Raw genomic sequence first — 23,975 nt, 5'->3', positions numbered from 1 at the left:
CCGCGCCTTCGCGGCGGGTGAGGGGCGGGGCACAATGCTAATCTCATCACCGGCGCGCGCGGATCGAAGAGCCCATCACCCCACCCCTCTCCCCGCAAGAGCGGGGCGAGGGAGCGCACGGCCGGCGCGCGATTTCAGCAACGCTCAAATAAAAGCTACACCGTCACCGGCTTCCGGCTGCGCGCAAAGTCGCCGCCGGGAATCGAGGCCAGCAGCGCCTTGGTATAAGCGTGCTGCGGATTGCCGAACACCTCGCCGGCCAGTCCGTGCTCGACGACTTCGCCGTCCTTCATCACAGCGACGAGATCACAGATCTGCGCGGCAACGCGCAGATCGTGCGTGATGAAGACGATCGAGAGCCCAAGCCGCTCGCGCAATTCGTGCAGCATCTTCAGCACCTGCGCCTGCACGGAGACGTCGAGCGCGGATACGGCTTCATCTGCCACCAGCACGTCGGGCTTCAGCGCGAGCGCACGCGCGAGGCCGATGCGCTGGCGCTGGCCGCCGGAGAATTCGTGCGGGAAGCGATCGATGGCTGAGGGATCGAGGCCGACCAGCCGAAACAGCTCCTTCGCCTGTGCCACTGCCTGCGCACGCGGCGTACCGTGCACGATCGGCCCCTGCGCGACGAGATCGCCAGCCTTGCGGCGCGGGTTCAGCGAGGCGAACGGGTCCTGAAACACCATCTGGATGTGCTTGGTCTCGCGGCGAACCTCGTCGCGCGTGAGCTTTGCCCAGTCCTTGCCTTCCAGCACGATCGATCCCCCATCGGGATCGATCAGCCTGATGATGCAGCGGGCCAGCGTCGATTTGCCCGAACCTGACTCGCCGACAATGCCCAGCGTCGCACCACGCGGCAGTTTCAGCGAGACGGACTTCACGGCATGGGTCACACGCACGCCGCGTCCGAGAAAGCCGCCATTGCGATAGGTCTTCGACACGTTGTCGAGCGTCAGGATGATGTCGTCGGACAGTGCGCGCGGCGGTGGCGCCGTCAGCGGTGGCACCGCGGCGATCAGTTGCTGCGTATAGGGATGCTGCGGATTGCTCAGCACATCCTTCACCGCGCCCTGTTCGACGACATTGCCGTGCTGCATCACCACGACACGGTCGGCGATCTCGGCGACCACGCCGAAATCGTGGGTGATGAACAGCACTGCGGTATTCCTGCGGCTCTGCAGTTCCTTGATCAGCTTGAGGATCTGCGCCTGCGTGGTGACGTCGAGCGCGGTGGTCGGCTCATCCGCGATCAGCAGGCGCGGATCGAGCGCCAGCGCCATGGCGATCATCGCGCGCTGACGCTGGCCGCCGGAGAGTTCGTGCGGATAGGCACGCGCGGCCTGCGCGGGATCGGGAATGTGCACGTCTTGCAGCAACGCCAGCACGCGCGCCTTGATCTCGGTCTTGGAGAGTTCGGTATGGATCTCGAACATCTCGCCGATCTGGTCGCCGATGGTGCGCAGCGGATTGAGCGCCGTCATCGGCTCCTGGAAGATCATCGCGATCCCGGCGCCGCGCACCTTGCGCATCTCGGCATTGCTGGCGCTGGCGAGATCCTTGCCCTCGAACAGCACGCGGCCGCCATCGATCGCGACTTCGCCGGGCAGCAGCCGCATGATGGCATTGGCCATGACAGATTTTCCGGAGCCGGACTCGCCGACCACGCAGACGATCTCGTTGGCGGAAATCGCCATGGAGACGCCGCCAAGCGCGTGTGAGCGATCGGCGCCTTTCGGCAGCTTCACGCTGAGCCCGTCGATGGTGAGGATCGGATTGTCCACGGCGCTCATCGGCTCTTCAGTCTCGGATTGAGCGCATCGTTGAGCCCCTGGCCGACCAGCGACACCGCGAGCACCGTGAGCAGGATCGCGATGCCGGGGATCGCGGAGACGTACCACTGCACGCGTAGCACGTCGCGGCCGAGACCGATGAGGTTGCCCCATGACGCCACATTGGGATCGGACAGCCGCAGGAAGGCCAGCGCGCTTTCCAGCAGGATCGATAGGGCCATCACCACGCTGGCATAGACGATGACCGGCGGTAGCGCATTGGGCAGGATCTCACCCAGAATAAGCTGAATGTCCTTCATCCCGAGCGTGCGTCCGGCCTGCACGAATTCACGGCTGCGCAGCGACATAAATTCTGCGCGCGTCAATCGCGCCGGTGCCGGCCATGACACGATGCCGACCGCGATGGTCACGGTGGTGATGGTCGAGCCGAACACGGCGACGAGCACCAGCAGCAGCACGAAATTCGGCAGCGTCTGGAACGCTTCGGTGATGCGCATCAAGACCGTGTCGACCCAGCCACCATAATAGCCGGCAAAGGCGCCGATCAGCACGCCGATGACCACGGCGATGACAGTCGCGACACCGCCGATCAGCAGCGAGATGCGCGCGCCGTAGAAAATCTGCGCGGCGATATCGCGGCCGGAATTGTCGGTGCCCAATAGGAAGCGTGGATTGGAGAACGGCCAGATCAGCGGCCGTCCCGCGAGCGCGAGCGGATCGCGCGGATAGATCCAGCTCGCGGTGATCGCCATGACGATGACCACCAGCAACAGCAACAGGCCGACGACGGCGGCCGGGCTGCGGAAATAGCGTTTGACCGCGTCCATCATCTCATGCCTCCGCCTGGATGCGCGGATCGAGCCGGGCATAGAGAAGGTCGACGAGAAAATTGACCAGGATCACCAGCAGCGCCGAGACGAAGACGATGCCGAGCAGCGTGTTGAGATCGCGCTGCACGACGGACTCGTAGGCGAGACGTCCGAGGCCCGGCAGGGAGAACACGCTCTCCACCACGACCGAACCGCCGAGCATGGTGCCGGCCTGCAGGCCGATCAGCGTTACCATCGGCAGCAGGGCGTTGCGTAGCACGTGTTTCACCACCACGCGGGTCTCGTCGAGACCCTTGGCGCGCGCGGTGCGGACGAAATCGAGATTGAGCACTTCCAGCATCGAGGCACGCATGATGCGCAGATAGATGGCGAGGAAGATCAGGCCCAGCGTCAGCGTCGGCAGGATCAGATGCAGCGCGATATCGATGGTGCGGCCAAATCCGGTCTGTGCGGCACCGATATCCTCGAAACCGCCGGCCGGCAGCCATTGCAGATAGATCGAGAACACCACGATGGCCATCAGGCCGAACCAGAACGACGGGGTGGCATAGAAGACGAGGCCGAGGGTGGAGATCAGCGTATCCGGCCATTTGTTGACGCCGCGCGCGGCGATGACGCCGAGCAGCAGACCGAAGAAAAACGCAAAGGACAGCGACGCGGTCATCAGCAGGATCGTCGGCGGCAGCCGCTCGAGGATGACGGTGGCGACCGGCTTGCCGTAGATCGAGGAGAAACCGAGATCGAGCCGGATCAGCCGCCACAGATAGTTGCCGAGTTGCATCGGGATCGAGAGGTCGAGCCCATAGAACTTCCGCAGCTCGCGCGCGGTCGCGGCATCGCCGCCGCCCATCTGCGCCATCATGGCATCGACGGTGTCTCCCGGTGCGAATTGCAGCAGCAGGAATACGCCGATCAGGATCAGGAATAGTGTGGGTATCGAGGCGGCGAGCCGCCGCCCCGCAAGGCTCAGGATGCGCATCTGGCTATTGTGGCGAAGTTTGGCTCAGGCGGAAAGCCAAAGATCGTGCCAGCTCGACGATCCCCAGCGCGGCGTGTTGGAATGGTTACGCGCCTTCGCATTGATCACGGTGACGAAGATCTGCTCGATCGGCATCCACACCGGCAGTTCGGTGTTGGCTTCCTTGACGAAGGTCGCATAGAGCGCCTTGCGCTTGACCGGATCGATTTCGGTGGCCGCGTCGTCGATCACCTTGTCGATGGCCTCGTTCTTCCAGTCCCACTGGTTGGTCCACGGCGCGCCCTTCGGCTGGCCCGAGCGATACCAGACCGTGGTCGAGACGGCGGGATCGTTGCGATACTGGTGCCAGCCGGTTGAGAGGTCGAAGGCGTGATCGTCATAGACCTGCTTCAGGAAGCCGCCGCCGTCGTTGCGGACGATCTCGACGGGAATGCCGACTTCGCCCAGCGACTGCTGGATGAAGGTCGCCCATAGCGAGATGTCCTCGCCCCAGGGAGCGGGCAGCAGGCGCAGCGAGAAGCGGGTGCCGCCAGCACCCGGCTTGAAGCCGGCCTCGTCGAGCAGCGCGATCGCCTTCTTCTTGTCGTAGGGATATTGCGGCGTGTCCGGACCCGGATAGAAGTCAGTGGAGACCGAGGGGATCGGGCCGGTGCCGAGCTTGGCGAAATCGCCGAGGAAATTCTCGATGAAGAACGGCACATTGATCGCATGCGCAATGGCGCGGCGAACGCGGATATCCGCCAGCTCCTTGCGGCGGAAGTTGAACTCTATGGTGTTGGTGCGCGCGTTGCCTTCATTGCCCTTGGTGGAGACGATGAAGCGCTTGTCCTTGCTCAGGCGTGCCGTATCGGAAATCGTGAGACCCGTGAACGGGCTGTACTGGATGTCGCCGGCTTCCATCTGGGCGGCGGCGGCTGCGCGGTCGGTCACGACCTTCCAGACGATGCGATCGAGATAGGGTGCGTTCGGGCGCCAGTAGTTCTCGTTGCGCTCGGCGATGATGTATTGGCCGCGCTCATATTTGACGAACTTGAAGGGGCCGGTGCCGACGGGAGCGAGGTTGGTGGGGTTCTGGCGGATGTCGCTGCTGCTCTCATAGAGGTGCTTGGCGGAGATGTAGCCGAGGTCCGGCAGCGCGCGCAGCAGCAGGCCGAGCGGCATCGGGCGCTCATATTTGAAGATCGCGGTTTGCGCGTCGGGCGTTTCCACCGCGGTGAGGAACAGCTGCAGGGTCGATCCGTAATTCAGGATCTTCTTCCACATGTTCATGGCGGTGAATTGGACGTCGGCCGAGGTGAACGGCTTGCCGTCGTGCCAGGTCACGCCCTTGCGCAACTTGAAGGTGATAGTCTTGCCGTCGGGCGTGGATTCCCAGCTCTCCGCGAGCACGCCGACCGGCTGGCCATTGGCGTCGAGATCGACCAGTGCTTCCTGGATCTTGCCGCCGATGATGTAGACACCGGTGGAGGCCTGAATGCTGGGGTTGAGCTGACGCTGTTCTGCACCGTAATGGACATTGAACACGCCGCCCTTGCGGGGCGTTTCCTGCGCGAAGGCGCGCAACGGGTTCGCGACATTGGCAGCAATGGCGGCGGAGGTCAGCAGCGCCGTGCGGCGGGTCATTTCCAGGCGGGTCATGGTGTCGAAGTCTCCTGCGTCGTGCCTGCGCGCACCGTAGGGCGCGAGGTTCCGCGCAACCTACGGCACAAGGCCGGAGGGAGTCATTCTCTAATCCAGTGGGGGAGGGAGAATTCTTGCAGAACCAAGGTGTTCCCTGGCATGAATGCTGCGCCCGATTGTTAGGCAGGCAAGCTATTCGGCTAAGCAAATTCCGGGTTTATCGGGGCTTGGAACGCCTGCCCATTCGGCTCGAAGCGAGCGGCCGGACCTGATACAAGCCCTGATGCATTTCTCGCAGATGTCTTGACCACTCCAATCCGGATGATCCCATGCGCAAACTCACCGTCGCCGCCGCCCAATTGGGCCCGATCCAGAAAGCCGAAAGCCGCGAGGTTGTGGTCAAGCGTATGCTGGCGCTGCTGGACGACGCCAGGGGGAAGGGCGCCGATCTCGTCGTCTATCCGGAGTTGGCGCTGACGACATTTTTCCCGCGCTGGTACATGACCGACCAGACCGAAGTGGATACCTGGTTCGAATCCGAAATGCCGAACGCTGCGACGCAGCCGCTGTTCGACGCCGCCGCCAAGGCCAATATCGCGCTGTCGATCGGCTATGCCGAACTGACGCCCGACGGCCATCACTTCAACACCCAGATTCTCACCGACAAGACCGGCAAGATCGTCGGCAAATATCGCAAGGTGCATCTGCCCGGCCATGTCGAATTCGATACCGAGCGTGCCTTCCAGCATCTGGAAAAGCGTTATTTCGAACCGGGCGACCTCGGCTTTCCCGTGTTCCGCGCGCTGGGCGGCATCTTCGGCATGATGGTCTGCAACGATCGCCGCTGGCCGGAATCCTATCGCGTGATGGGCCTGCAGGGCGTCGAGATGATCGTGCTCGGCTACAACACGCCGTCGGTGAATTCGCAGAAGTCGGTCGAGGGTCCGGAGCAGCGCCTGTTCCACAATCGCCTGTCGGTGCAGGCCGGCGCCTATCAGAACTCGACCTTCGTCGTCGCCGTCGCCAAGGCCGGCGATGAAGACGGTCATCCCCTGATCGGCGGTTCGCTGATCGTCGATCCCAACGGCGTCATTCTCGCCGAAGCCAAGACCGAAGGCGATGAGCTGCTGGTGGCGACTGTCGATCTCGACGACACGAAGTTCGGCAAGGACACCATCTTCGACTTCAAGCGCCATCGGCGGATCGAGCACTATGGGCGGATCACCAGCCAGACGGGTGTGGTGTTGCCGCCGGAGTAAGTGAATCGCTCTTTGGCTTAAGTGAAGCGCAGACCTAACCTCTCCCCGTTCTGCACGGGGAGAGGTCGCCGCGCCTTCGCGGCGGGTGAGGGGCGGTTCACCGCAATTGCGTCATTGCCGCGCTATCATGTCGACCGTTGCGCAGTGCATTGCTGCAGAATTTCGGTTGAGCCTTGTGCCTCGCCCCTCACCCCAACCCTCTCCCCGCGCGGAGCGGGAGAGGGAGCGCATTCCCGCCGGAGTGAAAGACCTACTGAAACATCACCGTGCCGATCGCCATGCTCACCGCAGCCTGCGTCGGATCGATCACTGGAATGCCCAGCGCATCCTCGAGCGCGCTGCGATGACGCGACATGCCGGCGCAGCCCATCACCACGGCGTTGGCGCCGTCTTCGTCCTTCAACTGGCGGCCGACCTTGATCATACGCGCCAGCGTGTCATCGCCGGAGGCCGCTTCCGCCACGCTCATGTTGAGCGGACGTTCGCCGGCGAAGCGATCCATCAGGCACATCTGGCGGAGATAACGCAGGTGCCGGCCGATCGAGCCCTGCGCCACTGCGATGACGCCGAAGCGGTCGCCGCGTGACAGCGCTGTCAGCACGCCGGATTCGGCGATGCCGAAGACCGGGCGCTGCGTCGCCTCGCGGCAGACATGCAGGCCGGGATCGGAATAGCAGGCGATGACGAAGGCATGGGCCGAATTGTCCGCGGCCACCAGCCGGCTCAGCGGTATCGTGACGCTTTCGAGATCGGCCTGCGTCTGCACGCCCAATGGTCCTTCCGCCAGCGTGACGCATTCGATCTCGGGCCCGGCCTCGAACATCACCGGTTGCAGTGCTTCGGCGAGGTTGCGCGTCACCTGCGGGTTGCTGTTCGGATTGACCACCAGAATCTTCTTGCGGGGCTGCATATTCGGCTCCTTGTCAGGACAGCAGTATTACCGGAAAGTGCGCGTCATCAAAGCCTGTAAAATGTTCGCATATCCGATCTAGTCCCTGGAGTTTTGCCCTTGTCCGATCCCGTCTACGACCTCATGATCCGCGGTGGCACCGTCGCCACATCGAGCGATGTATTTGCCGCCGATGTCGGCATTACCGGCGAGACCATCGTGGCGCTGGGCAGCGGGCTTGCAGCCGGCAAGACGGAAATCAATGCAACAGGCAAGCTGGTTCTGCCGGGCGGCGTCGATGCCCATGCCCATATCGAACAGCTCTCCGCCGCCGGCATCATGAATGCCGACACTTTCGAGAGCGCGACGCGGTCCGCGGCCTTTGGCGGCACCACCAGCGTGATCTCCTTTGCCGCCCAGCATGTCGGCATGGATGTGCAGGAGGTCGTGACCGATTACACGGCGTTGGCGAAGAAAGGCGCGATGATTGACTACGCCTTCCACATCATCGTCTCCGATGTCACCGACAAGGTCATTGCCGAGGATATTCCGGCGCTGGTGAGACAGGGCCATTCCTCGATCAAGATTTTCATGACCTATGATCGTCTCAAGGTCGATGACGAGAAGCTGCTGGATATTCTCGCCGCCGCGCGCGAAGCCAAGGCGCTGGTCTGCGTTCACGCGGAGAACCACGGCGTCATCGCCTGGATGGTGAAGCGGCTGATCGACAAGGGCTACACCGCGCCGAAATATCACGCCATCAGCCATGCGCGCGTCTCGGAATCCGAAGCCTTCACGCGGCTGATCGCGTTCAGCGAATTGCTCGACCAGCCGGTGATGATCTTCCACGTCTCAACCCGCGAAGGTGCCGCGGTGATCCGCGAGGCGCGGGGCCGCGGCGTCAAGATTTTCGCCGAGACCTGTCCGCAATATCTGTTCCTCACCGCCGAGGACATGGACAAGCCCGGCGCCGAAGGCGCGAAGTGGATGTGCAGTCCCCCGGCGCGTACTCCGGACGATCAGGAAGCGCTGTGGCACGCGCTGGCGCTGGGCGATCTGCAACTGATCTCGTCGGATCACGCACCGTATCGCTATGACGAGACCGGCAAGCTGCGCGCGGGGCCGAACCCGACATTCAAGCAGGTCGCCAACGGCCTGCCGGGCCTCGAAGTGCGCCTGCCATTGCTGTTCGACGCCATGGTGTCGAAAGGTCGCCTGGGCCTGTCGAAATTCGTCGAACTCACATCGACCGCGCCGGCGCAGATCTACAATCTGCCAAAGAAGGGCTCCATCGCCATCGGCAACGATGCCGATATTGCGATCTGGGATCCCGCGCGCAAGGTCACGCTCTCGGACGAGATGATGCACGATCTCACCGGCTTCTCGCCGTTCTCCGGCCGCACCGTCACCGGCTGGCCCGAGAAGGTGTTGTTGCGCGGCCGCGTGCTTGTCGACGGCGATACGTTCAACAGCAAGCCGGGCGAGGGACGCCTGATGCTGCGCGAGGGCGGCAAGGCCGCGACGCCGTCAGGCAAGCTCGCTGCCGAAATGGACCCGGCGAAGAACTTTGGCGCGAAGCTGCTGTGATGCCAAACATGCTCGATCCCAATCTGCCGGCCTTCGCGGATATCCAGACGCCTGCGCTGGTGCTGGATGCCTCGGCCCTTCAGCGCAACATCACTGCCATGGCAGAGTTCGCCAAAGCGAATGGCGTTGCGCTTCGCCCGCATGCCAAGACCCACAAGTCGACGCGCATTGCGCAGTTGCAGATCGAAGCGGGAGCGGTGGGTATCTCCTGTGCGACGGTCGCCGAGATCGAGGCCTTTGCGCAGGCCGGTATCACAGGGCTGCTGCTGACCACGCCGGTGGCCGACCGACCGAAGCTCGCGCGTCTGGCCGCTGTCGCCGACCAATCCGATATCAGTATCGTCGTCGATCACGCCGACCAGATTCACGTGCTGCATGAATTGCTCGATGCCGGCAGCCGTCCGCTACAGGTGCTGATCGATATCGATGTCGGCCAGCGCCGCACCGGTATCGTTGACACAGCATCGACACTTGCGCTGGCGCAACTGATCGACGCCACGCCGGGCATGACATTCGGCGGCATCCAGGGCTTTGCCGGTCATGTGCAGCACATGATCGATGCCCAGGAACGCAGGGCGGGTGCTGCGCGCGTGCGCGCCATGCTCGATGAGCATCTGCACGTGCTGGCGGAAGCCGGCGTCAAGGCGGAGATCGTCACCGGCAGCGGCACGGGCGCTTGCGCCTATGATGTCACGGGCACCTTTACGGAGCTGCAGGTCGGTTCCTACGTGTTCATGGATTCCGACTACGGCAAGTTGGAGCACGAGGGTGGTGCGCTGCCTTACGATCCAAGTTTGTTCATTCTTGCGACGGTCACGTCGGTGAATCGTGCCGGCGAATTCACCGTCGATGCCGGCGTCAAGGCGATGGCCTTCAACGGGCCGGTGCCGTCGCTGATGTTAGGTGTGCCGGAAGGTTCGACCTATCGCTTCGGCGGCGACGAGCATGGCATGATCACCATGCCTGATGGTGCTGAGGCGCCGAAGCTCGGCAGCCGCGTGCTGCTGCTGACGACGCATTGCGATCCGACGGTGAATTTGCACGCGGCGTATCATGTGGTCGGGCATAATAATGGCGTGGAGACCTGGCCGGTGCTGGCGCGGTATGGGGCGTAGCCACGCGCTCGTCATTCCGGGGCGCTCACCGCAGGTGAGCGAACCCGGAACCTCAGAGTGGCTTGGCTCCCCGGAGTTTCAACTAGTTTGAGGTTCCGGGTTCGCATGCGGCTGGCGCCGCACGCGCCCCGGAATGACGAGTTAATGCGTCCCACCCAAAAACGCATCGGACACCGTCGGATCGTCGATCAGCGCCTGCGCCGTGCCTGAGGTCACGACGCGGCCAGTTTCCAGCAGATAGGCCCGGTCGACGATCTTCAGCGTCTGCCGTGCCTTCTGCTCGACCAGCAGCACGGTGAGTCCTTCGTCACGGAACTGGGCGATCATCTTGAACAGCGTGTCGGTCATCAGAGGCGCGAGACCGAGCGACGGCTCGTCCAGCAGCAGCAGCTTCGGCTTCGACAGCAGTGCACGTCCGATGGCCAGCATCTGCTGTTCGCCGCCCGACAACAGGCTGGCGAGACCGTCGCGGCGCTTGCCGAGGATCGGGAAGCGTTCCAGCATCTTGGCGACATCGGCCATCGCTTCGGATTTGTCCGATCGGGTGTAGATACCCATCAGCAGATTTTCATAGACCGTCATGCGGGCGAGAATGCCGCGGCCTTCCGGCACCAGCGCGATGCCGCGGCGGAGATTCTTCTCGGCGGCATTCGGCACGAGCTTCTCGCCCTGATAGGTGATGTCGCCCTGGAACGGCAGAAGCCCGGCGATGGACCGTGCAATCGTGCTCTTGCCGGCGCCATTGGCGCCCAGCAGCGCTACGATCTCGCCCTGCTTGATGTCGAGATCGACGCCGCGCAAGGCCGTGATGGCGCCGTAGCGGACCTGCAGACCACGGATCGTGAGCATCAGTTGTCCTTTCCGAGATAGGCGTCGAGGACGACCGGGTTGGCGCGGACTTCCTCGGGCTTGCCTTCGGCGATCAGCACGCCGAAATCGAGGACATAGAGATAGTCGCAGAGCCGCATCACGAAATTCATGTCGTGTTCGATCAGGAGAATGGTGAGGCCGGTGTCGCGCAAGCGGATCATCAGCGCGCGGATCTCCTCGGCCTCGTCATGGTTCATGCCGGCGACGGGCTCATCGAGCAGCAGCAGCTTCGGCTTCGCGGTGACGGCGCGCGCCATTTCCACCTTGCGCTGGATGCCGTAGGGCAGGGATTTCGCGGGGCGGTCGCGCAGTTCGGTGAGACCGAAGAACGCCATCACTTCCTCGGCGCGGGCCTGCGCCGCCGGATTGGCCCAGGAGATCGGCAGCAGACGCCGCCATGCGCTTTCGCTGTGCGGCTGCGCCACCAGCAGATGTTCCCACACCGTCATGCTGCCGAACAGCCGGATATTCTGGAAGGTGCGGGCGATGCCTTCGCGGACGATGCGATAGGATGGCCACTGCGTGACGTCGACGCCCTTGAGTTTGACTTCGCCGGCATCGGCGCGATAGGCGCCGGTGATGGTGTTGAACAGTGTCGTCTTGCCGGCGCCGTTGGGCCCGATCACGCCGACGATCTTGCCTTCCGGCACTTCGCAGACCATGCCGGACAGCGCATGGATGCCGCCGAACGTCTTGGTGACGCCGGTGAGTTGAAGCAGCGCGTTGCTCATGCCGCGGCCCTCCGGAAGGTGAGCGTTCGGATCAGCGAACGATCGAGAATGCCCTGACGCCGTACCAGCAGCACAACAATCAGTAGCGTGCCGAAGGCGGCGAGGCGCCAGTCGGCGATCGGACGCAGGAATTCAGGCAGGAACACCAGCAGCAATGAGCCGACCAGCGAGCCCGGTCCGACAGTGGATCCGCCGAGGATCACGGCCAGCACGAATTCGATCGAGCGATCGAAGCCGAAATTCGCCGGCTCGATATAGACGTTGTGATGCGCGAACAATCCGCCGGAGATGGCGGCCACCGCGGCGCCGACACCGAAGGCGCCGATCTTGGTCACGGTGGTGTTGAGTCCGATCAGGCCCGCTGCGGTCTCGTCATCATGGACAGCCTGCATTTCCAGCCAGACGCGCGAGCGCTCCAGCAGCATCACGGCGATCAGGATGCCGCCGGCCCACAGCCAGACATAGCCAACCGAAATGTGCTGCATGCCGCGATAGCCGCCGGAGCCGCCCATGGCGTCGAAATTGAGGAAGAAGCTGCGCACCATTTCGCCGAAGCCGACGGTGGCCATGGCGAGATAGATGCCTTTTAACCTCAAAGCAGGGAAGGCGACGATGGCGCCGATGATGCCGGCGGCGATCGCCGAGATCAGCAAGGCGAGTGTCAGCGGCACGTTCAGCGCGACGGTGAGGTAAGATGACAGGTAAGCGCCGATTCCCATGAAGGCGCCATTGCCGAGCGAGAGCTGGCCCGTGGCGAGGATGATATAGACGCTGAGCGCGCCGAGCAGGAGAATGCCGGACTCGGCGAGCAGGCTTGCATAATAGGTCGACATCAGACGCGCTGCCCCTGATCGGATCGTGCGCCGCCGAGCAGGCCTTGCGGACGCAGCAACAAAATCAAAATCATGAAGCCGTAGACGACGAAGTCGCGGACCTGAGAGCCGCCGTAAGCGACAGTCAGCACTTCGGCGATGCCGATCAAGGGACCTGCGACCAGCGCGCCCCAGATCTGGCGGGTGCCGCCGATCACCATCACGGCGATGGCCTTGAGGCCGATCTCGACGCCGAGATAGGGCGTGATGGTGCCGTAATGCAGCGCGATCAACACGCCGGCAACGCCGGCGAGCGAGCCCGACAGGATGAAGGCCAGCATGGTCAGGCGGTCAGCGGAGACGCCCAGGATTCTTGCGACTTCGCGGTTCTCGGCTACGGCGCGCAGCGCGCGGCCCATCGGGGTCTTCTGCACGATATAAGCAACCAGTGCGACCAGCACGACGGTGGCGACGAGAACGATCAGCTGCATCTCGCCGATATTGACCGGGCCGAGCGCATATTGCTTGCCGAAATACTCGTCGGGGAGCTGGGCAGGATCCGAGCCCCAGATGTTGGTGGCGACGTTCTGCAGGATGATCGAGAAACCCAGCGTCGACAGCATCGGCGTCACCAGCGGCGCGTCGCGCAGCGGCTGGTAGCCGATCTTCTCGATGGCGATGGCGATCACGGCTGCGCCGAGCATGCCGCCGAGCACGGCGACCGGAAGCGGGAAGCCTGCGGTGATCAGCGTGAAGCCGAGATAGCCGCCGATCATGAAGAGTTCGGCAATCGCGAGATTGAGAATGCCGAGAATGCCCATCACGAGCGAGAACGACAGCGCCAGCAGCGTATAGACCGCTCCGAGCGTCAGGCCGTTGACGAGTTGCTGTATCAGCATGGGAATCGCAATCGTTAAATCAGGTGGTCGTCATCATGACTGCGGCCGGGAGGACTTCCCGGCCGCAGCGGCGTGGATAATGTGAGAGATCAGCAGGCCGGGTGGCCGGGCGCCGAGCTGCAACCCTTGACCTTGGTGTTCCAGGCGCCGTTCTGGCCCTGCAGCACATAGAAGGCCTTGATCGCGTCGCCATCGTCATTGAAGCCGATCGGGCCGCCGAGACCGGCGAAGCCTTCGAGCTTGGCGAGATGATCGCGGATCTTGGTGCGGTCGGCTTCGAGATCGGCCGGCTTGCCGGTGACGCCGGTCTTCTTGATCGCGTCGATATACATCGAGACGATCTCGTAGATGTTGGCGTCATACATGCTGGGCTCGATGTCCTTCGGCAGGCCGGATTCCTTGCGCAGCAGCGGTGTCAGGGTGGCCGTGAATTTCTCGGGTGCCGGGCCTGTCATGGTGGCGTAGAAGGTCGCGGGTGCGATCACCGGGATTTCCGGGGCAGCCTTGAGAATCGCTGACGAGATCAGCTGGGTGGCACCGACGACCGGTTTGATCAGACCCTGGCGCTTCATCTCGCGCAGCACGGTGATGGCCTGGCTGTAATCGGCGCTGACAACGACGCCGTCGGGGTTGAGGGCCTTCAGCTTGGTGACCTGTGCGGACACGTCGAGGTCGCCGGTGTTGAACGACAGCAGATCGTTCTCGTTGGCGACGATGATGTCATTGGCCTTCAGCACAGCCGGCATGATCACCTTGCCGACGGTGGAAGCCGTGGCGTCCTTGGCGTCGAAGATCACGGCGACGGTCTTGATGTTGAAGGCCTTCTTGTAGAAAGGCACGGTGGTCTTGGCGAGAACGCCTTCGTCGATGGTGTTGCGGAATGCCCAGGGACGGTTGAGCTTCGCCACGCCCGGCTTCGAGGAGGCCTGCGAGGTGGAGACCACCTTCATTTCATTGGCGACCGGGAAGGTCACTTCGGCGGCGCTCGAGGTCAGCGGGCCGGCCACGGCAAGAACCTTTTCGTCGCCGGCCAGTTTGCGCAGCGAGCTTGCGGCTTGCGCCGGCTTGGCAGCGTCGTCGAGAATGGTGATCTTCAGCTTCGCGCCATTGATGCCGCCGGCATCGTTGGTCTGCTGTTCCAGCATCTTCAGCGTCACGGTGTTGCTGCGGCCCCACTCGGCGAACGGACCGGAGCTCGGCACCACCGCGCCGATGGCGATCTCCTGCGCCCATGCCTGACCGCCAACCATGGCGGAAAGCGTGACGGCGGCAACTGTACCCAATACGCGCGGCAAATTCGATTTGATCCGTGACATCGACGATCGTCCTCTTCTGCTGATGCTTTTGCTGCGGTCATCCGCAGCACAATCCAGATAAAGATTTCTATGCACGCCATGTGCCATCGCCAGCTGTGACAGCGGAATGACAGCGTTGGTCGGATCGTCCAATAAATTTCAGGCTTTGACAATCGTCATTCTGAGTATCTTTATAAAATAGTTCTCTTAAGAAGCTAATTTATGCGGCAGTGCGGCCCGGAAATGCAGCAATTCGAAGCTGGCGGGAATGCGCGCAACTGCCTGTTTCACGGGTGTTTGAATGTTGCGGGCGCGTCGCGGCTGATTCCCGCGTCGCCCTTGGGCGGGCGGGGGCTGCGCTCCCCGGTGCCGTTTTGTCGCAGCAATGGCGACGCGGGCTGTGGCTATCTCGGGGGCCTTGGCCGGGTGCAACCGCCGGTCCTGACACGGGTCAGATTGCAGGCAGGATTCAGCCCTTGCGCGGCTTGCCGCGCTTGGCGACGGCGATCGATTGCGCTTCGGGGGAGAGCTGCTTCACATTGGTGTCGGCCAGATAACGCTGCAACGCAATGGCGCGGTCGCTGGAATCGACGAGCCGCTGCACCATGTCCAGCAACTGGTGGAATTCCCGGGTGCCGAGGCAACCGAACTGGACGTCGTTCACCTGGGCCTGCGTGGGCGCCAGTCGCTCCAGCAGCTCGGCGCCATGCGGTGTCACCACGAGGCTGATGCGGCGGCGGTCGCCGGTGTGCGAGGTCTTGGTGATCAGCCCTTTGGTTTCGAGCTTGTTGGTCACGGTGGTGACGAAGGCGCCGCTCAGATGCAGGTGATCGGCGACGGCGCGCACATGGACGTCGCCTTGCGCCGACAGATGCCGGATCGAGATCAAGGTCGTGTATTCGATGCCGGCGAGGCCGATGACGGCGGCGTGACCTTCGCGCAAGGTCTGATGGCGGACCAGAAAGCCGAACAGGCTGTGGACGAGGCGGCGGAACTGGGCGTCCGAGCCGTCCACCAGCAGCTCCGGACGGGAGACCGTCAATGCAGCGCGGGACGCCGGCCGGCCTGTGGCAGGCTTCTTGCTGATCTCCTTGCCAACTGACTTGCTAGTTACTGATTTGCCGATCGAAGTGGAGCGCGCTGCGGATTTGGCCACGTGATGATCCCATGTATTAAAACTTGCCCGAGCTTGGCGGCTTCGCAGCGCAATTGCAATCACGACAAACGACGCAGGACCCCGAATGCTACAGGTCCGCTTGACAACGGTTTCAAAATAGCTTCGGATGATAGCTATTAATAGTGATGACCGGCACGCGGCCGGCAGCAAGTGACGGAGAAGAGTGATGAACAAGGCATTTGGATCCGGGGCGACAGTTGCCGGCGTCAAGAACGGCGCCCAGCATGTCGCCGCTGTGCGCGACGGTCGTGCGGTCTATCTCGACGGCAAGAAGGTCGACGACGTCTCGACCCATCCGGCCTATCGCCATGCAGTCGCCTCGGCCGGCGCGTTGTATGACTATCAGGCCGACCCCGCCAATATCGAACGCATGACCTTCGATATCGGTGGCGGCCGCCGCGTCAATCGCGCCTGGCAATTGCCGACCAGCTACGCGGAACTGGTCGAGCGCCGCAAGGCGCTGGTGGAATGGGCCGAACTGTCTGGCGGCTTCCTCGGCCGCTCGCCCGATCACGTCGCCTCATCCATGTCCGGCATGATGATGGGCATCGAGGTGTTCGACAATTACGATCCGAAACGCGCGCAGGCGTTCCGCGACTGGTACGACTACGCCCGCAAGAGCGACCTGTTCCTGACCTATGTGATCAACAATGTGCAGGGCGATCGCTCCAAGGCGTTCGGCGATCAGGGCAAGAATGCGCAGGACATGGTCGCGCGCATCGTCGACGAGGATGCGTCGGGCGTCACCATCCGCGGCGCCAAACTGTTCGCCACGTCAGCCATCATGGCCAACGAGATCTTCGTCGGCTCCGGCCAGCCGCTGCGGCTGGGCGAGGAGCATCTGGCTTTCTCCTGCGCGCTGCCGATGAATACGCCGGGCCTCAAGATGCTGTCACGCAAGAGTTTCGAAGCGCATGCACCGAACGAGTACGACAACCCGCTGGCCTATCGCTATGACGAGAACGACGCGCTGGTGTTCTTCGACGACGTGAAGGTGCCGTGGGAGCGCGTGTTCCTGCTCCGCAACACCGACATGTGCCGCGCCCAGCTCCATGATACTCCGGCTCACGTCTATCAGAACTATCAGGCGCAGATCCGCCTCTCGGTGAAGCTGCGCTTCCTGGTCGGCCTTGCCCGCGGCATCGCAAAGACCATCGGTACCATCAATTTCCCGCCGGTGGTGGATGTGCTCGGCAAGCTCGCCTCGCAGGCGGCGCTGATCGAGGGCATGGTGCTCGGCATGGAAGCCGGCGGCGCGATGCGCGGCGATTACTTCCTGCCGAACAAGCATCTGCTCTATGCGGCGCAGGTACAATCGCAGGAGATGTATCCGCAGATCATCAGCGCCATCCGTGAACTCGCCGGCGGTGCACTGTTGATGCTGCCATCGTCGGTGGATGATTTCTCAAATCCCGAGATCGCGGACATCATTGCGCTGACGCAGATCTCGCCGGCGATGTCGGGGCAGGACCGCGTCAAGCTCTTGAAGCTGACCTGGGACGCCGTCGGCTCCGAATTCGCCTCGCGCCATCTGCAATATGAGATGTTCTATGCCGGCGCCCAGTTCGTCACCCGCGGCCACAGCTACCGCACCTATGACTGGGAGCGGGCGGGCGGCATGGCCGAGAAGATGACGGCGAAGTATGATTTGCCGGAGTTTGGCGCGAAGTAGGACACGGCCACTTCCTTAACCTCTCCCCGCGCTTTGCGGGGAGAGGTCGCCGCCTCTTCGCGGCGGGTGAGGGGCATTCTCGGTGTTCAACGCAAGCGCAGTATGTGCAGTTCGGAGAACGTGCCGATCTGTGGGGGATCAAATGCGGCGGATATGTTGCCTCGCCCCTCACCCCAACCCTCTCCCCGCCTTGCGAAGCTTCGCTTCGCTGGGAACGGGGAGAGGGAGCCTACGGTGCGTGCCGCTGCTTCCCTGCAATCCCGATCAATGCGCCGCAGCACCCGAGAAATCCCGCGGCAGCTTCGTCTCCGCCACGCAGACATTCCGCATACCCGCCGGCGTGTTGCGGCTGCGGCCGACGAAGCGCGGCACGCTGTCGGTGATCACGGCGCTGACCGCCGGTACGTCGCCATTCACAAGCGCTGACAGCGCATTGTCCTGCGAACCACCCGCACACGCGTCGATCAGCACCACATCGGCATCCTTGCCGGGTTTCAGGAAACCGCTGTTCAGCCGATAGACCGTTGCATTGTTGCCCGTCGCCGCCGCGATCGCCTGTTCGGGCGGCATGCCGCCTAGGCTGGCGAGATGGCTGATGGTGTAGAACATGCCGAGCGGCATGATCCCGCTGCCGGTCGGCGTGTCGGTCGCGATCAGCAGGCGCTCCGGCTGTTTGGCGTCGTCGAGCAGTTTCGCCGTCAGCAGCGCGGTGCGCAGATTGCCGGCAGTGCAGAGCTGCAGCGCGATGTCGCTTTCGTTGACCAGCCGCGCGAAGCCGGCTTCCGGCATCGCCACCGGTCCGCCATTGACGTGGAATGAGACGTTCGGATTCGATTTCAGCACATGTTCGGCCCAGATGCCCGACGAGCCGGGGATCGATGAGCCGCCCGTATGCATGGTGGTGACCATGCCGAGCTTGCGTGCGGCGAGCATCAAGGGCGCATAGTCGAACGGTGTCTCGAATGCGCCGAAGCCGGCCTTGGCGAGCCATAGACCGGCCTTCACCAGTTCTTCCAGATCGGCCTCTGTCAGTCCCGGCTCAAGGATAATCGAGCCGGCATGCACGCGCATGCCGCCGGGGCGATAGTCGAGGAAACAGGCTCGCGCCGCCAGCGCCAGCGCCTTCACCCCGGCCGGATCCTTCGGGCGGCCCGGCGTGTGCACCTCGGACGCCGTGATCGACGTCGTCGTGCCGCCATGCACGTAGCTTTCGAGATAACCGACCACGCGCTGCCTTGGCGTGTAATCGCCGAAGGTGATGTGGACGTGGCTGTCGATCAGGCCGGGGATCGCCGTGGTGCCGGCGGCATCGATCACCACATCGGCCGATGAGACCTGGTCCGATGACAGCGTGCCGATCGCGCTGATGCGCCCGTCCTGCATCAGGATGCCATCGCCGTCGGCGAATGGCGCTTTGAGATCACCGGTGACGATGGTGCCGATATTGACGATGGCCGTTTTCATACCCGTCTCCGCAATCTCAAGGCCGTCCAAGGCCGCACAAAACCGCAGCCTAGCGCAAGCCGTCCTTGCCGCCGATATCCCTGGCATTCAACCCGCCGACCCGCGCATTGAGGCGCCCGCGATTGGCGAGACAGACGATCAGCGCAACTTCATCGGCCGCCGGCGCGTCGGGCGGCAGTGTCACCGAGACGCCGTCGTAATGCGAGCGGACATAGAGCGCGTCCTTGTGCGCCAGGGGAACGTCGATCAGGCAGCCGGGGGCGGCGAGTTTGGTGAAGGAGGGGATCCAGGCTTCGGCGCCGCCCACGGCCTCGCGCAGCGGCGTGGCGAAAGTCGTGGTCAGCATCGCATTGGCGTGTTCGAGTTCGCCGCCGAGGCCGACAACGCCGCCCTTGCCGTAGCTCTCGACCTTGTACGATCCCATCGCCTCGACGGCGAGCTTCGCCAGCACGGCGCCGACCTCGACGCTGGCAGCAATTGCCTCGGAGAGGTCTTCGACATAGCGTCCGGCATAGGGGTTGGCGACGATGGCCACGGCGGCGACGCGGCGCAGCGGCTGGTCGTGCCGATGGCCGGCCTCGACCTCCTTGTGGTCGGTGAAGCAGAGCAGGCGCCTGATATCGAGTTTCATGATGTTCTCCCGTCAGATTTGGCGCCGATCCTGACCCAGTAAATGCATTTGATCAATAGCTTCATTAAGAAGGTATGCGGAATCGCTTGACGAAGCAGGGAGCGCCAGCCAATCCTGTAGCGATCGTTCACTGGGAAGCGGTATGTCTCGTTCCAAGGTTGCGCCGCTCTCCAGGACGCCGGCACTGCGTAAATCCGAAAAGCCCGCGGTGAAGGCGGGAGCCAAAACCGCGCTCAAGGCAAAACTTCCGGCGCCGGCACTGACCACGTCGCGCAAGGCGCTGCTGGTCGATGGCTCCGATCATGCATTCCGGCAACTCGTGCATACGCTGCTGGCCTTTCTGGCGCGACACGAGACCGTGCGTGAGGGGCACGCTGCCGCGATCGGCCTGGCCGGGATCGAATACACCGTGCTGATCTCGGTGAAATATCTGGCCGCTGAAGGCCATGTCAGCGTGCGCGAACTCGCGGCGCATCTGCATCTCAGCGGCGCTTTCGTCACCACCGTCTCCAACAAGCTGCAGCAGATGGGCCTGCTCGACAAGCTCGTGGATCCCGCCGATCGCAGGCGTCTGCGTCTTACGGTGACACAGGCGGGGGATGCGCTGCTGACAAGCCTCAATCCGACGCAGCGTCAGGTCAACGACGTGCAGTTCGATTGTCTCAACGCGGACGAATTTCATCAATTGCTGGGGAGCGTCGAACGCCTGGTCGAATCCAGCGAGCGCGCCATTGCGCTGCAACGCTATCTGCAGCCGCGCGGTCTGGATACTCCGGCGCCATCTCGTGACGGCGACAGGCCCCCACGCCGCAAAAAGATATAAATCTGCGGTCTTTGGTACGAATCGAACCCGAATGCTGCGGCACCGGTATGGAATGCCAATATCGGGCGATTGAATCGCGTGCGACGACATGAGACATAATGTCACTCAGGTCGCTGCGAGGAAGACATGTCCCAGCTTGATGCATCCCCAACGCCACAGCCGGCACCACCGCAACCGGTTGCGCCGACACCGGCACAACCGGCTGCGCAACCGCCCGCGCAGCCTGCGGCGCTGACGCCAGCGCAGCAGGCTTGGCGTCGTCTTGCGATTCCCTTGCTGGCCGTTGTTGCCGCGCTTGTCTTCATCATTCTGGCCACCACGCGCTGGGACATCTGGATGGGCAACCGCGCGGTGCAAACCACCAACGATGCCTATATCCGCGCGCAGACGACGCGGCTGTCGAGTCGAGTGGCCGGTGCGGTGAAGGCCGTTGCCGTCAGCGACTTCCAGCACGTCAAAGCCGGTGATCTCCTGATCCAGATCGATCCGGCGGATTACGAGGCGCAAGTGGCGCAGGCCGAAGCCGGCGTGGCCGGTGCGCAGGCGGCGCTGGACAATCTCGCCAACCAGGTCGAACTGCAATACGCGACCATCGCGCAGGCCGAGGCGCAGCGCGTGTCTGCGCAAGCGATGGAAGTGCAGGCGCAGCAGGAGCGGGAACGTCAGGCTTCGCTGACGCAGACCGAAGCCGGCACGCGGCAGCGCTTCGAACAGGCCACCGCCGCCTATGCCAAGGCGCAGGCCGATGTGAAGGCGAGCGGCGCGGTCATCGCCGCGCAGAAACATCAGCTCGAAGTGCTTGCCGGTACACGCAAGCAGCGCGCTGCCGATCTGCTCGGCGCCAAGGCGACGCTGGATGCCGCCAGGCTGCGCCTTGGTTACACGAAGATCGTAGCGCCCTTCGATGGCGTGGTCAGCGAGCGTCAGGTGCAGCCGGGCGATTATGTGAATATCGGCTCCAGCCTGATCAGCATCGTGCCGCTGCCCGACGTCTATGTGATCGCGAATTTCAAGGAAACGCAGCTCACGCGCGTCAAGCCCGGTCAGCCCGTCGATATCGTGGTCGACACGTTCTCGGCGGAGACCCTGCGCGGCCGCGTCGAGCGGGTTTCGCCGGCGTCGGGATCGCAATTCGCCTTGCTGCCGCCGGATAACGCCACCGGCAACTTCACCAAGGTCGTTCAGCGCGTGCCGGTCCGCATCACGCTCGACAAGGGGCAACCCTTGTTGGACAGGTTGCTGCCGGGCATGTCGGTAACCGCCAGCATCAACACCGACGCGCCGGCGGCCGGCAATGGCGGAAAGTAAGGTCATCGAAAGCGGCCCGGTCTCGACCGGGGGCGTTTCGCACCATCCGATCTTTGCGGTCGGCGCGGTGCTGCTCGGCGCGTTCCTCGCCAATTTCGATACGCGTATCTTCTCTATCGGCCTCGCCGATCTGCGCGGGGCGCTGGGGCTGAGTTTCGACGAAGGCGCGTGGCTCTCCACCGCCGGCACCGCGTCGCAGATCTTCATCGCGCCGGCGGTGGCCTGGATGGCTACCGTGTTCGGGCTGCGCCGCGTGCTCGGCATTCCCGCTCTGGTCTATGCGGCGATCTCGCTGATGATCCCGCTGGTGCGTGACTACAATCTGCTGCTGGTGCTGAACATCGTGCACGGCATGCTGCTCGGCACCTTCGTGCCGGCAACGCTGCTGATCATCTTTCGCAATCTGCCGATGAAGTGGTGGCTACCGGCCATTGCGATCTATTCCATTCGCGTCGGCTTCTCGCTCAATTCCGGCACCGCGCTGGTCGGCTTCTATGTCGATCATCTGGGCTGGCAGTGGATGTTCTGGCAGGACGTCATCATCGCGCCGCTGCTCGCGCTGTTCGTCTGGCTCGGCACACCGCGCGAGCCGATTAACCGGTTCGTTCTATGCGAGGCCGATTGGGGCGGCATGCTCTTGCTCGGCACTGGTATGGCGATGATCTATGCCGGGCTCGATCAGGGCAACCGGCTGGACTGGCTCGGCTCGGGCACCGTGGTGGCGCTGCTGTCAGGCGGTACGGTCCTGACGGTCGGCTTCTTCATCAATGAGTCGCTGGTCAAGCGGCCATGGGCCCATGCCGAAGTGCTGCTGTCGCGCAATATCGGCCTCGCGCTGCTGACGATCATTCTCTACACCATGACCAGCCTGTCCAATTCGTCGCTGGCGCCGAATTTCCTGACCAACATCGCGCTGTTGCGGCCGGAACAGTCCGGCATGTTGTTTCTGCTCTATGCCGTCGTGCCGATGATTGTGCTGGTGCCGCTATCGATCTGGCTCATTCGCTACTACGACGTGAAGCTGACGCTGATCATCGGCCTTGCCGCCTTTGCCGCTGCGGGCTTGCTCGGCACGCAGCTTACCCATGAATGGGCGCTCGGCGATTTCATCCCGATGGTGTTGCTGCATTCGCTCGGGCAAAGCTTCACATTACTGCCCATCGTGATCATCGCGCTGTCGAATTCCGATCCGTCGCGCGCGACGGCTTTTGCGGCCTATATCCAGGTCTTCCGGCTCGGCGGCGCCGAGATCGGCATCGCGCTGATGGGCACCTGGCTGCGCGTGCGCGAGCAGATCCATTCCAATCTGCTCGGCCAGCATGTCGCCAGCGGCGATGCCGATGTCGTTGGCATTCTTGCCAAACTCACCGGGCGCTTCGCCAGCCATGGTGAGGGTCTCGCACAAGCGCGCGGCATCGGCACGCTCGCAAGTCTCGTGCAGCGCGAGGCCAATACGCTGGCCTATATCGACGGCTTCTGGCTCACTTTCTGGTTCGCGATGGCGGCGCTGATCGTCGTGTCGCTGATCGGAAATGCGCCGAAGGGACCGTTCACGCCGAAGCCGCGGGGGTGAGGGGACAGCTTCTCTCTCGTCATTCCGGGGCGCATGAAAGCGGCGCAGCCGCTGCAATGCGAACCCGGAATCTCGAAGTGTTTTGCACGATCAGAAACTCCCATATCGAGATTCCGGGTTCGCGTACGCGAAGGCGCGCCCGCGCCCCGGAATGACGATGGAGCGGCGGGACACAGCGCCAAACATTTTTTCCTATCTCCCGTTGACAATATCTCCGTCAGGTTTATATTCCCTTTCGTCCTGCCCCACCGAGAGGGGCGATCGCGATCGTCACGTTCGCGGGGTGGGATGCGGTGGACGCCGGAGATGCGGCGTCACGGGAGATGTGGGTGAGGGCTGTCTTCGGGCAGGCCGGATCGTCTGTGGTCAGGATACCACTGGGACAGGCGGCACGGTTCGCCTTCGGATGGCAAGACCCTGCAGATCAAGTGACGGACGACCAGGTCAAAACGCGTTCGGCTTACTCGCTTGAGGCACCCTGTCCCTTCGCCTTGGGACTGTAATTTTGGTGATCGGATCGTTCGCCATGGCAACGCGCAAGCAACCGAAAAAACACCGTATGCGGAACGTCGGGCAATCGCTCGGCGCCTCCGAAAGTCCTGATGCATTATCCTTGCGGAAGACCGCATTCGCATCAGGCCCAAGGGTGCA

The 23,975-nt window shown here is 63.2% G+C and carries 20 protein-coding genes; 7 read left to right on the top strand and 13 right to left on the bottom strand.

Features of this window, described 5'->3' with window-relative positions; genetic code table 11:
- Positions 1–155: 155 nt before the first annotated feature.
- Genes A4A58_RS28175 through A4A58_RS28160 form a run of 4 tightly spaced genes read right to left on the bottom strand, consistent with a single transcriptional unit; the run spans position 156 to position 5,237 of the window.
- Complete coding sequence (locus A4A58_RS28175) at positions 156–1,790, bottom strand: ABC transporter ATP-binding protein (RefSeq protein ID WP_068738557.1); 1,635 nt, start codon at positions 1,788–1,790, stop codon at positions 156–158.
- Positions 1,787–2,617: an ABC transporter permease gene (locus A4A58_RS28170; protein WP_068738869.1), complete on the bottom strand. Its 831-nt coding sequence runs from the start codon at positions 2,615–2,617 to the stop codon at positions 1,787–1,789. Before A4A58_RS28170 ends, A4A58_RS28175 begins: the two co-directional genes overlap by 4 nt.
- 4 nt (positions 2,618–2,621) lie before the next feature.
- Positions 2,622–3,599, bottom strand: coding sequence for an ABC transporter permease (locus tag A4A58_RS28165; protein WP_068738555.1), 978 nt, complete (start codon positions 3,597–3,599; stop codon positions 2,622–2,624).
- Between the two features lie 24 nt (positions 3,600–3,623).
- Complete coding sequence (locus A4A58_RS28160; protein WP_068738553.1) at positions 3,624–5,237, bottom strand: ABC transporter substrate-binding protein; 1,614 nt, start codon at positions 5,235–5,237, stop codon at positions 3,624–3,626.
- A gap of 311 nt (positions 5,238–5,548) precedes the next feature.
- Here A4A58_RS28160 and A4A58_RS28155 point away from each other — a divergent pair, with 311 nt between their 5' ends.
- Positions 5,549–6,478, top strand: coding sequence for an N-carbamoyl-D-amino-acid hydrolase (locus A4A58_RS28155; protein ID WP_068738551.1), 930 nt, complete (start codon positions 5,549–5,551; stop codon positions 6,476–6,478).
- Positions 6,479–6,728: 250 nt separating this feature from the next.
- On the opposite strand, the gene A4A58_RS28150 is transcribed toward A4A58_RS28155, so the two are convergent.
- Positions 6,729–7,388 carry an aspartate/glutamate racemase family protein gene (locus A4A58_RS28150; protein WP_192855947.1) on the bottom strand — a complete coding sequence of 220 codons (660 nt, stop codon included), beginning with the start codon at positions 7,386–7,388 and terminating at the stop codon, positions 6,729–6,731.
- A 99-nt stretch (positions 7,389–7,487) separates the two neighbouring features.
- Between A4A58_RS28150 and hydA the strand changes: the two genes are divergently transcribed.
- Positions 7,488–8,954 carry a dihydropyrimidinase gene (hydA, locus tag A4A58_RS28145; protein WP_068738549.1) on the top strand — a complete coding sequence of 489 codons (1,467 nt, stop codon included), beginning with the start codon at positions 7,488–7,490 and terminating at the stop codon, positions 8,952–8,954.
- On the top strand, positions 8,954–10,069 hold the full coding sequence (locus A4A58_RS28140) for a DSD1 family PLP-dependent enzyme (protein ID WP_068738547.1): 1,116 nt from the start codon (positions 8,954–8,956) through the stop codon (positions 10,067–10,069). The genes hydA and A4A58_RS28140 overlap by 1 nt, the downstream gene beginning before the upstream one ends.
- Positions 10,070–10,210: 141 nt before the next feature.
- Here the strand turns inward: A4A58_RS28140 and A4A58_RS28135 are convergent, their stop codons facing one another.
- From A4A58_RS28135 to A4A58_RS28110, 6 genes are all read right to left on the bottom strand, one after another.
- Positions 10,211–10,918, bottom strand: coding sequence for an ABC transporter ATP-binding protein (locus A4A58_RS28135; RefSeq protein ID WP_068738545.1), 708 nt, complete (start codon positions 10,916–10,918; stop codon positions 10,211–10,213).
- Positions 10,918–11,670 carry an ABC transporter ATP-binding protein gene (locus A4A58_RS28130; RefSeq protein ID WP_068738543.1) on the bottom strand — a complete coding sequence of 251 codons (753 nt, stop codon included), beginning with the start codon at positions 11,668–11,670 and terminating at the stop codon, positions 10,918–10,920. The genes A4A58_RS28135 and A4A58_RS28130 overlap by 1 nt, the downstream gene beginning before the upstream one ends.
- Positions 11,667–12,503, bottom strand: coding sequence for a branched-chain amino acid ABC transporter permease (locus A4A58_RS28125; protein ID WP_068738541.1), 837 nt, complete (start codon positions 12,501–12,503; stop codon positions 11,667–11,669). Before A4A58_RS28125 ends, A4A58_RS28130 begins: the two co-directional genes overlap by 4 nt.
- Positions 12,503–13,381 carry a branched-chain amino acid ABC transporter permease gene (locus tag A4A58_RS28120; protein WP_068738539.1) on the bottom strand — a complete coding sequence of 293 codons (879 nt, stop codon included), beginning with the start codon at positions 13,379–13,381 and terminating at the stop codon, positions 12,503–12,505. The genes A4A58_RS28125 and A4A58_RS28120 overlap by 1 nt, the downstream gene beginning before the upstream one ends.
- An 89-nt stretch (positions 13,382–13,470) precedes the next feature.
- Positions 13,471–14,697: an ABC transporter substrate-binding protein gene (locus A4A58_RS28115; protein WP_158005754.1), complete on the bottom strand. Its 1,227-nt coding sequence runs from the start codon at positions 14,695–14,697 to the stop codon at positions 13,471–13,473.
- Positions 14,698–15,145: 448 nt separating this feature from the next.
- Positions 15,146–15,832 carry a MarR family winged helix-turn-helix transcriptional regulator gene (locus A4A58_RS28110; RefSeq protein ID WP_068738535.1) on the bottom strand — a complete coding sequence of 229 codons (687 nt, stop codon included), beginning with the start codon at positions 15,830–15,832 and terminating at the stop codon, positions 15,146–15,148.
- A gap of 187 nt (positions 15,833–16,019) precedes the next feature.
- On the opposite strand from A4A58_RS28110, the gene A4A58_RS28105 reads away from it, so the two are divergent.
- Complete coding sequence (locus A4A58_RS28105) at positions 16,020–17,525, top strand: 4-hydroxyphenylacetate 3-hydroxylase family protein (RefSeq protein WP_068738533.1); 1,506 nt, start codon at positions 16,020–16,022, stop codon at positions 17,523–17,525.
- Positions 17,526–17,789: 264 nt separating this feature from the next.
- On the opposite strand, the gene A4A58_RS28100 is transcribed toward A4A58_RS28105, so the two are convergent.
- Together A4A58_RS28100 and A4A58_RS28095 are read right to left on the bottom strand one after the other, a co-directional pair.
- Entirely contained in the window at positions 17,790–18,989 is a 1,200-nt protein-coding gene (locus A4A58_RS28100; protein ID WP_068738531.1) for an amidohydrolase family protein, read from the bottom strand.
- A 49-nt stretch (positions 18,990–19,038) separates the two neighbouring features.
- Positions 19,039–19,620, bottom strand: a complete 582-nt coding sequence (locus A4A58_RS28095) for an amino acid synthesis family protein (RefSeq protein WP_068738529.1) — start codon at positions 19,618–19,620, stop codon at positions 19,039–19,041.
- A 142-nt stretch (positions 19,621–19,762) separates the two neighbouring features.
- Between A4A58_RS28095 and A4A58_RS28090 the strand changes: the two genes are divergently transcribed.
- The 3 genes from A4A58_RS28090 (at position 19,763) to A4A58_RS28080 (ending at position 23,324) form a co-directional block, all read left to right on the top strand.
- Positions 19,763–20,443 carry a MarR family winged helix-turn-helix transcriptional regulator gene (locus A4A58_RS28090; RefSeq protein ID WP_068738527.1) on the top strand — a complete coding sequence of 227 codons (681 nt, stop codon included), beginning with the start codon at positions 19,763–19,765 and terminating at the stop codon, positions 20,441–20,443.
- Between the two features lie 126 nt (positions 20,444–20,569).
- Entirely contained in the window at positions 20,570–21,751 is a 1,182-nt protein-coding gene (locus A4A58_RS28085) for an HlyD family secretion protein (RefSeq protein ID WP_068738524.1), read from the top strand.
- The gene (locus A4A58_RS28080; protein WP_068738523.1) at positions 21,738–23,324 is read left to right on the top strand and encodes an MFS transporter; all 1,587 of its coding nucleotides are present in this window, start codon (positions 21,738–21,740) and stop codon (positions 23,322–23,324) included. The genes A4A58_RS28085 and A4A58_RS28080 overlap by 14 nt, the downstream gene beginning before the upstream one ends.
- Positions 23,325–23,975 lie beyond the last annotated feature (651 nt).

The sequence above is a fragment of the Tardiphaga robiniae genome (genome assembly GCF_001618955.1).
Lineage (GTDB): Bacteria > Pseudomonadota > Alphaproteobacteria > Rhizobiales > Xanthobacteraceae > Tardiphaga > Tardiphaga robiniae_A.
This window is presented reverse-complemented; position numbering and strand designations above follow the sequence as displayed.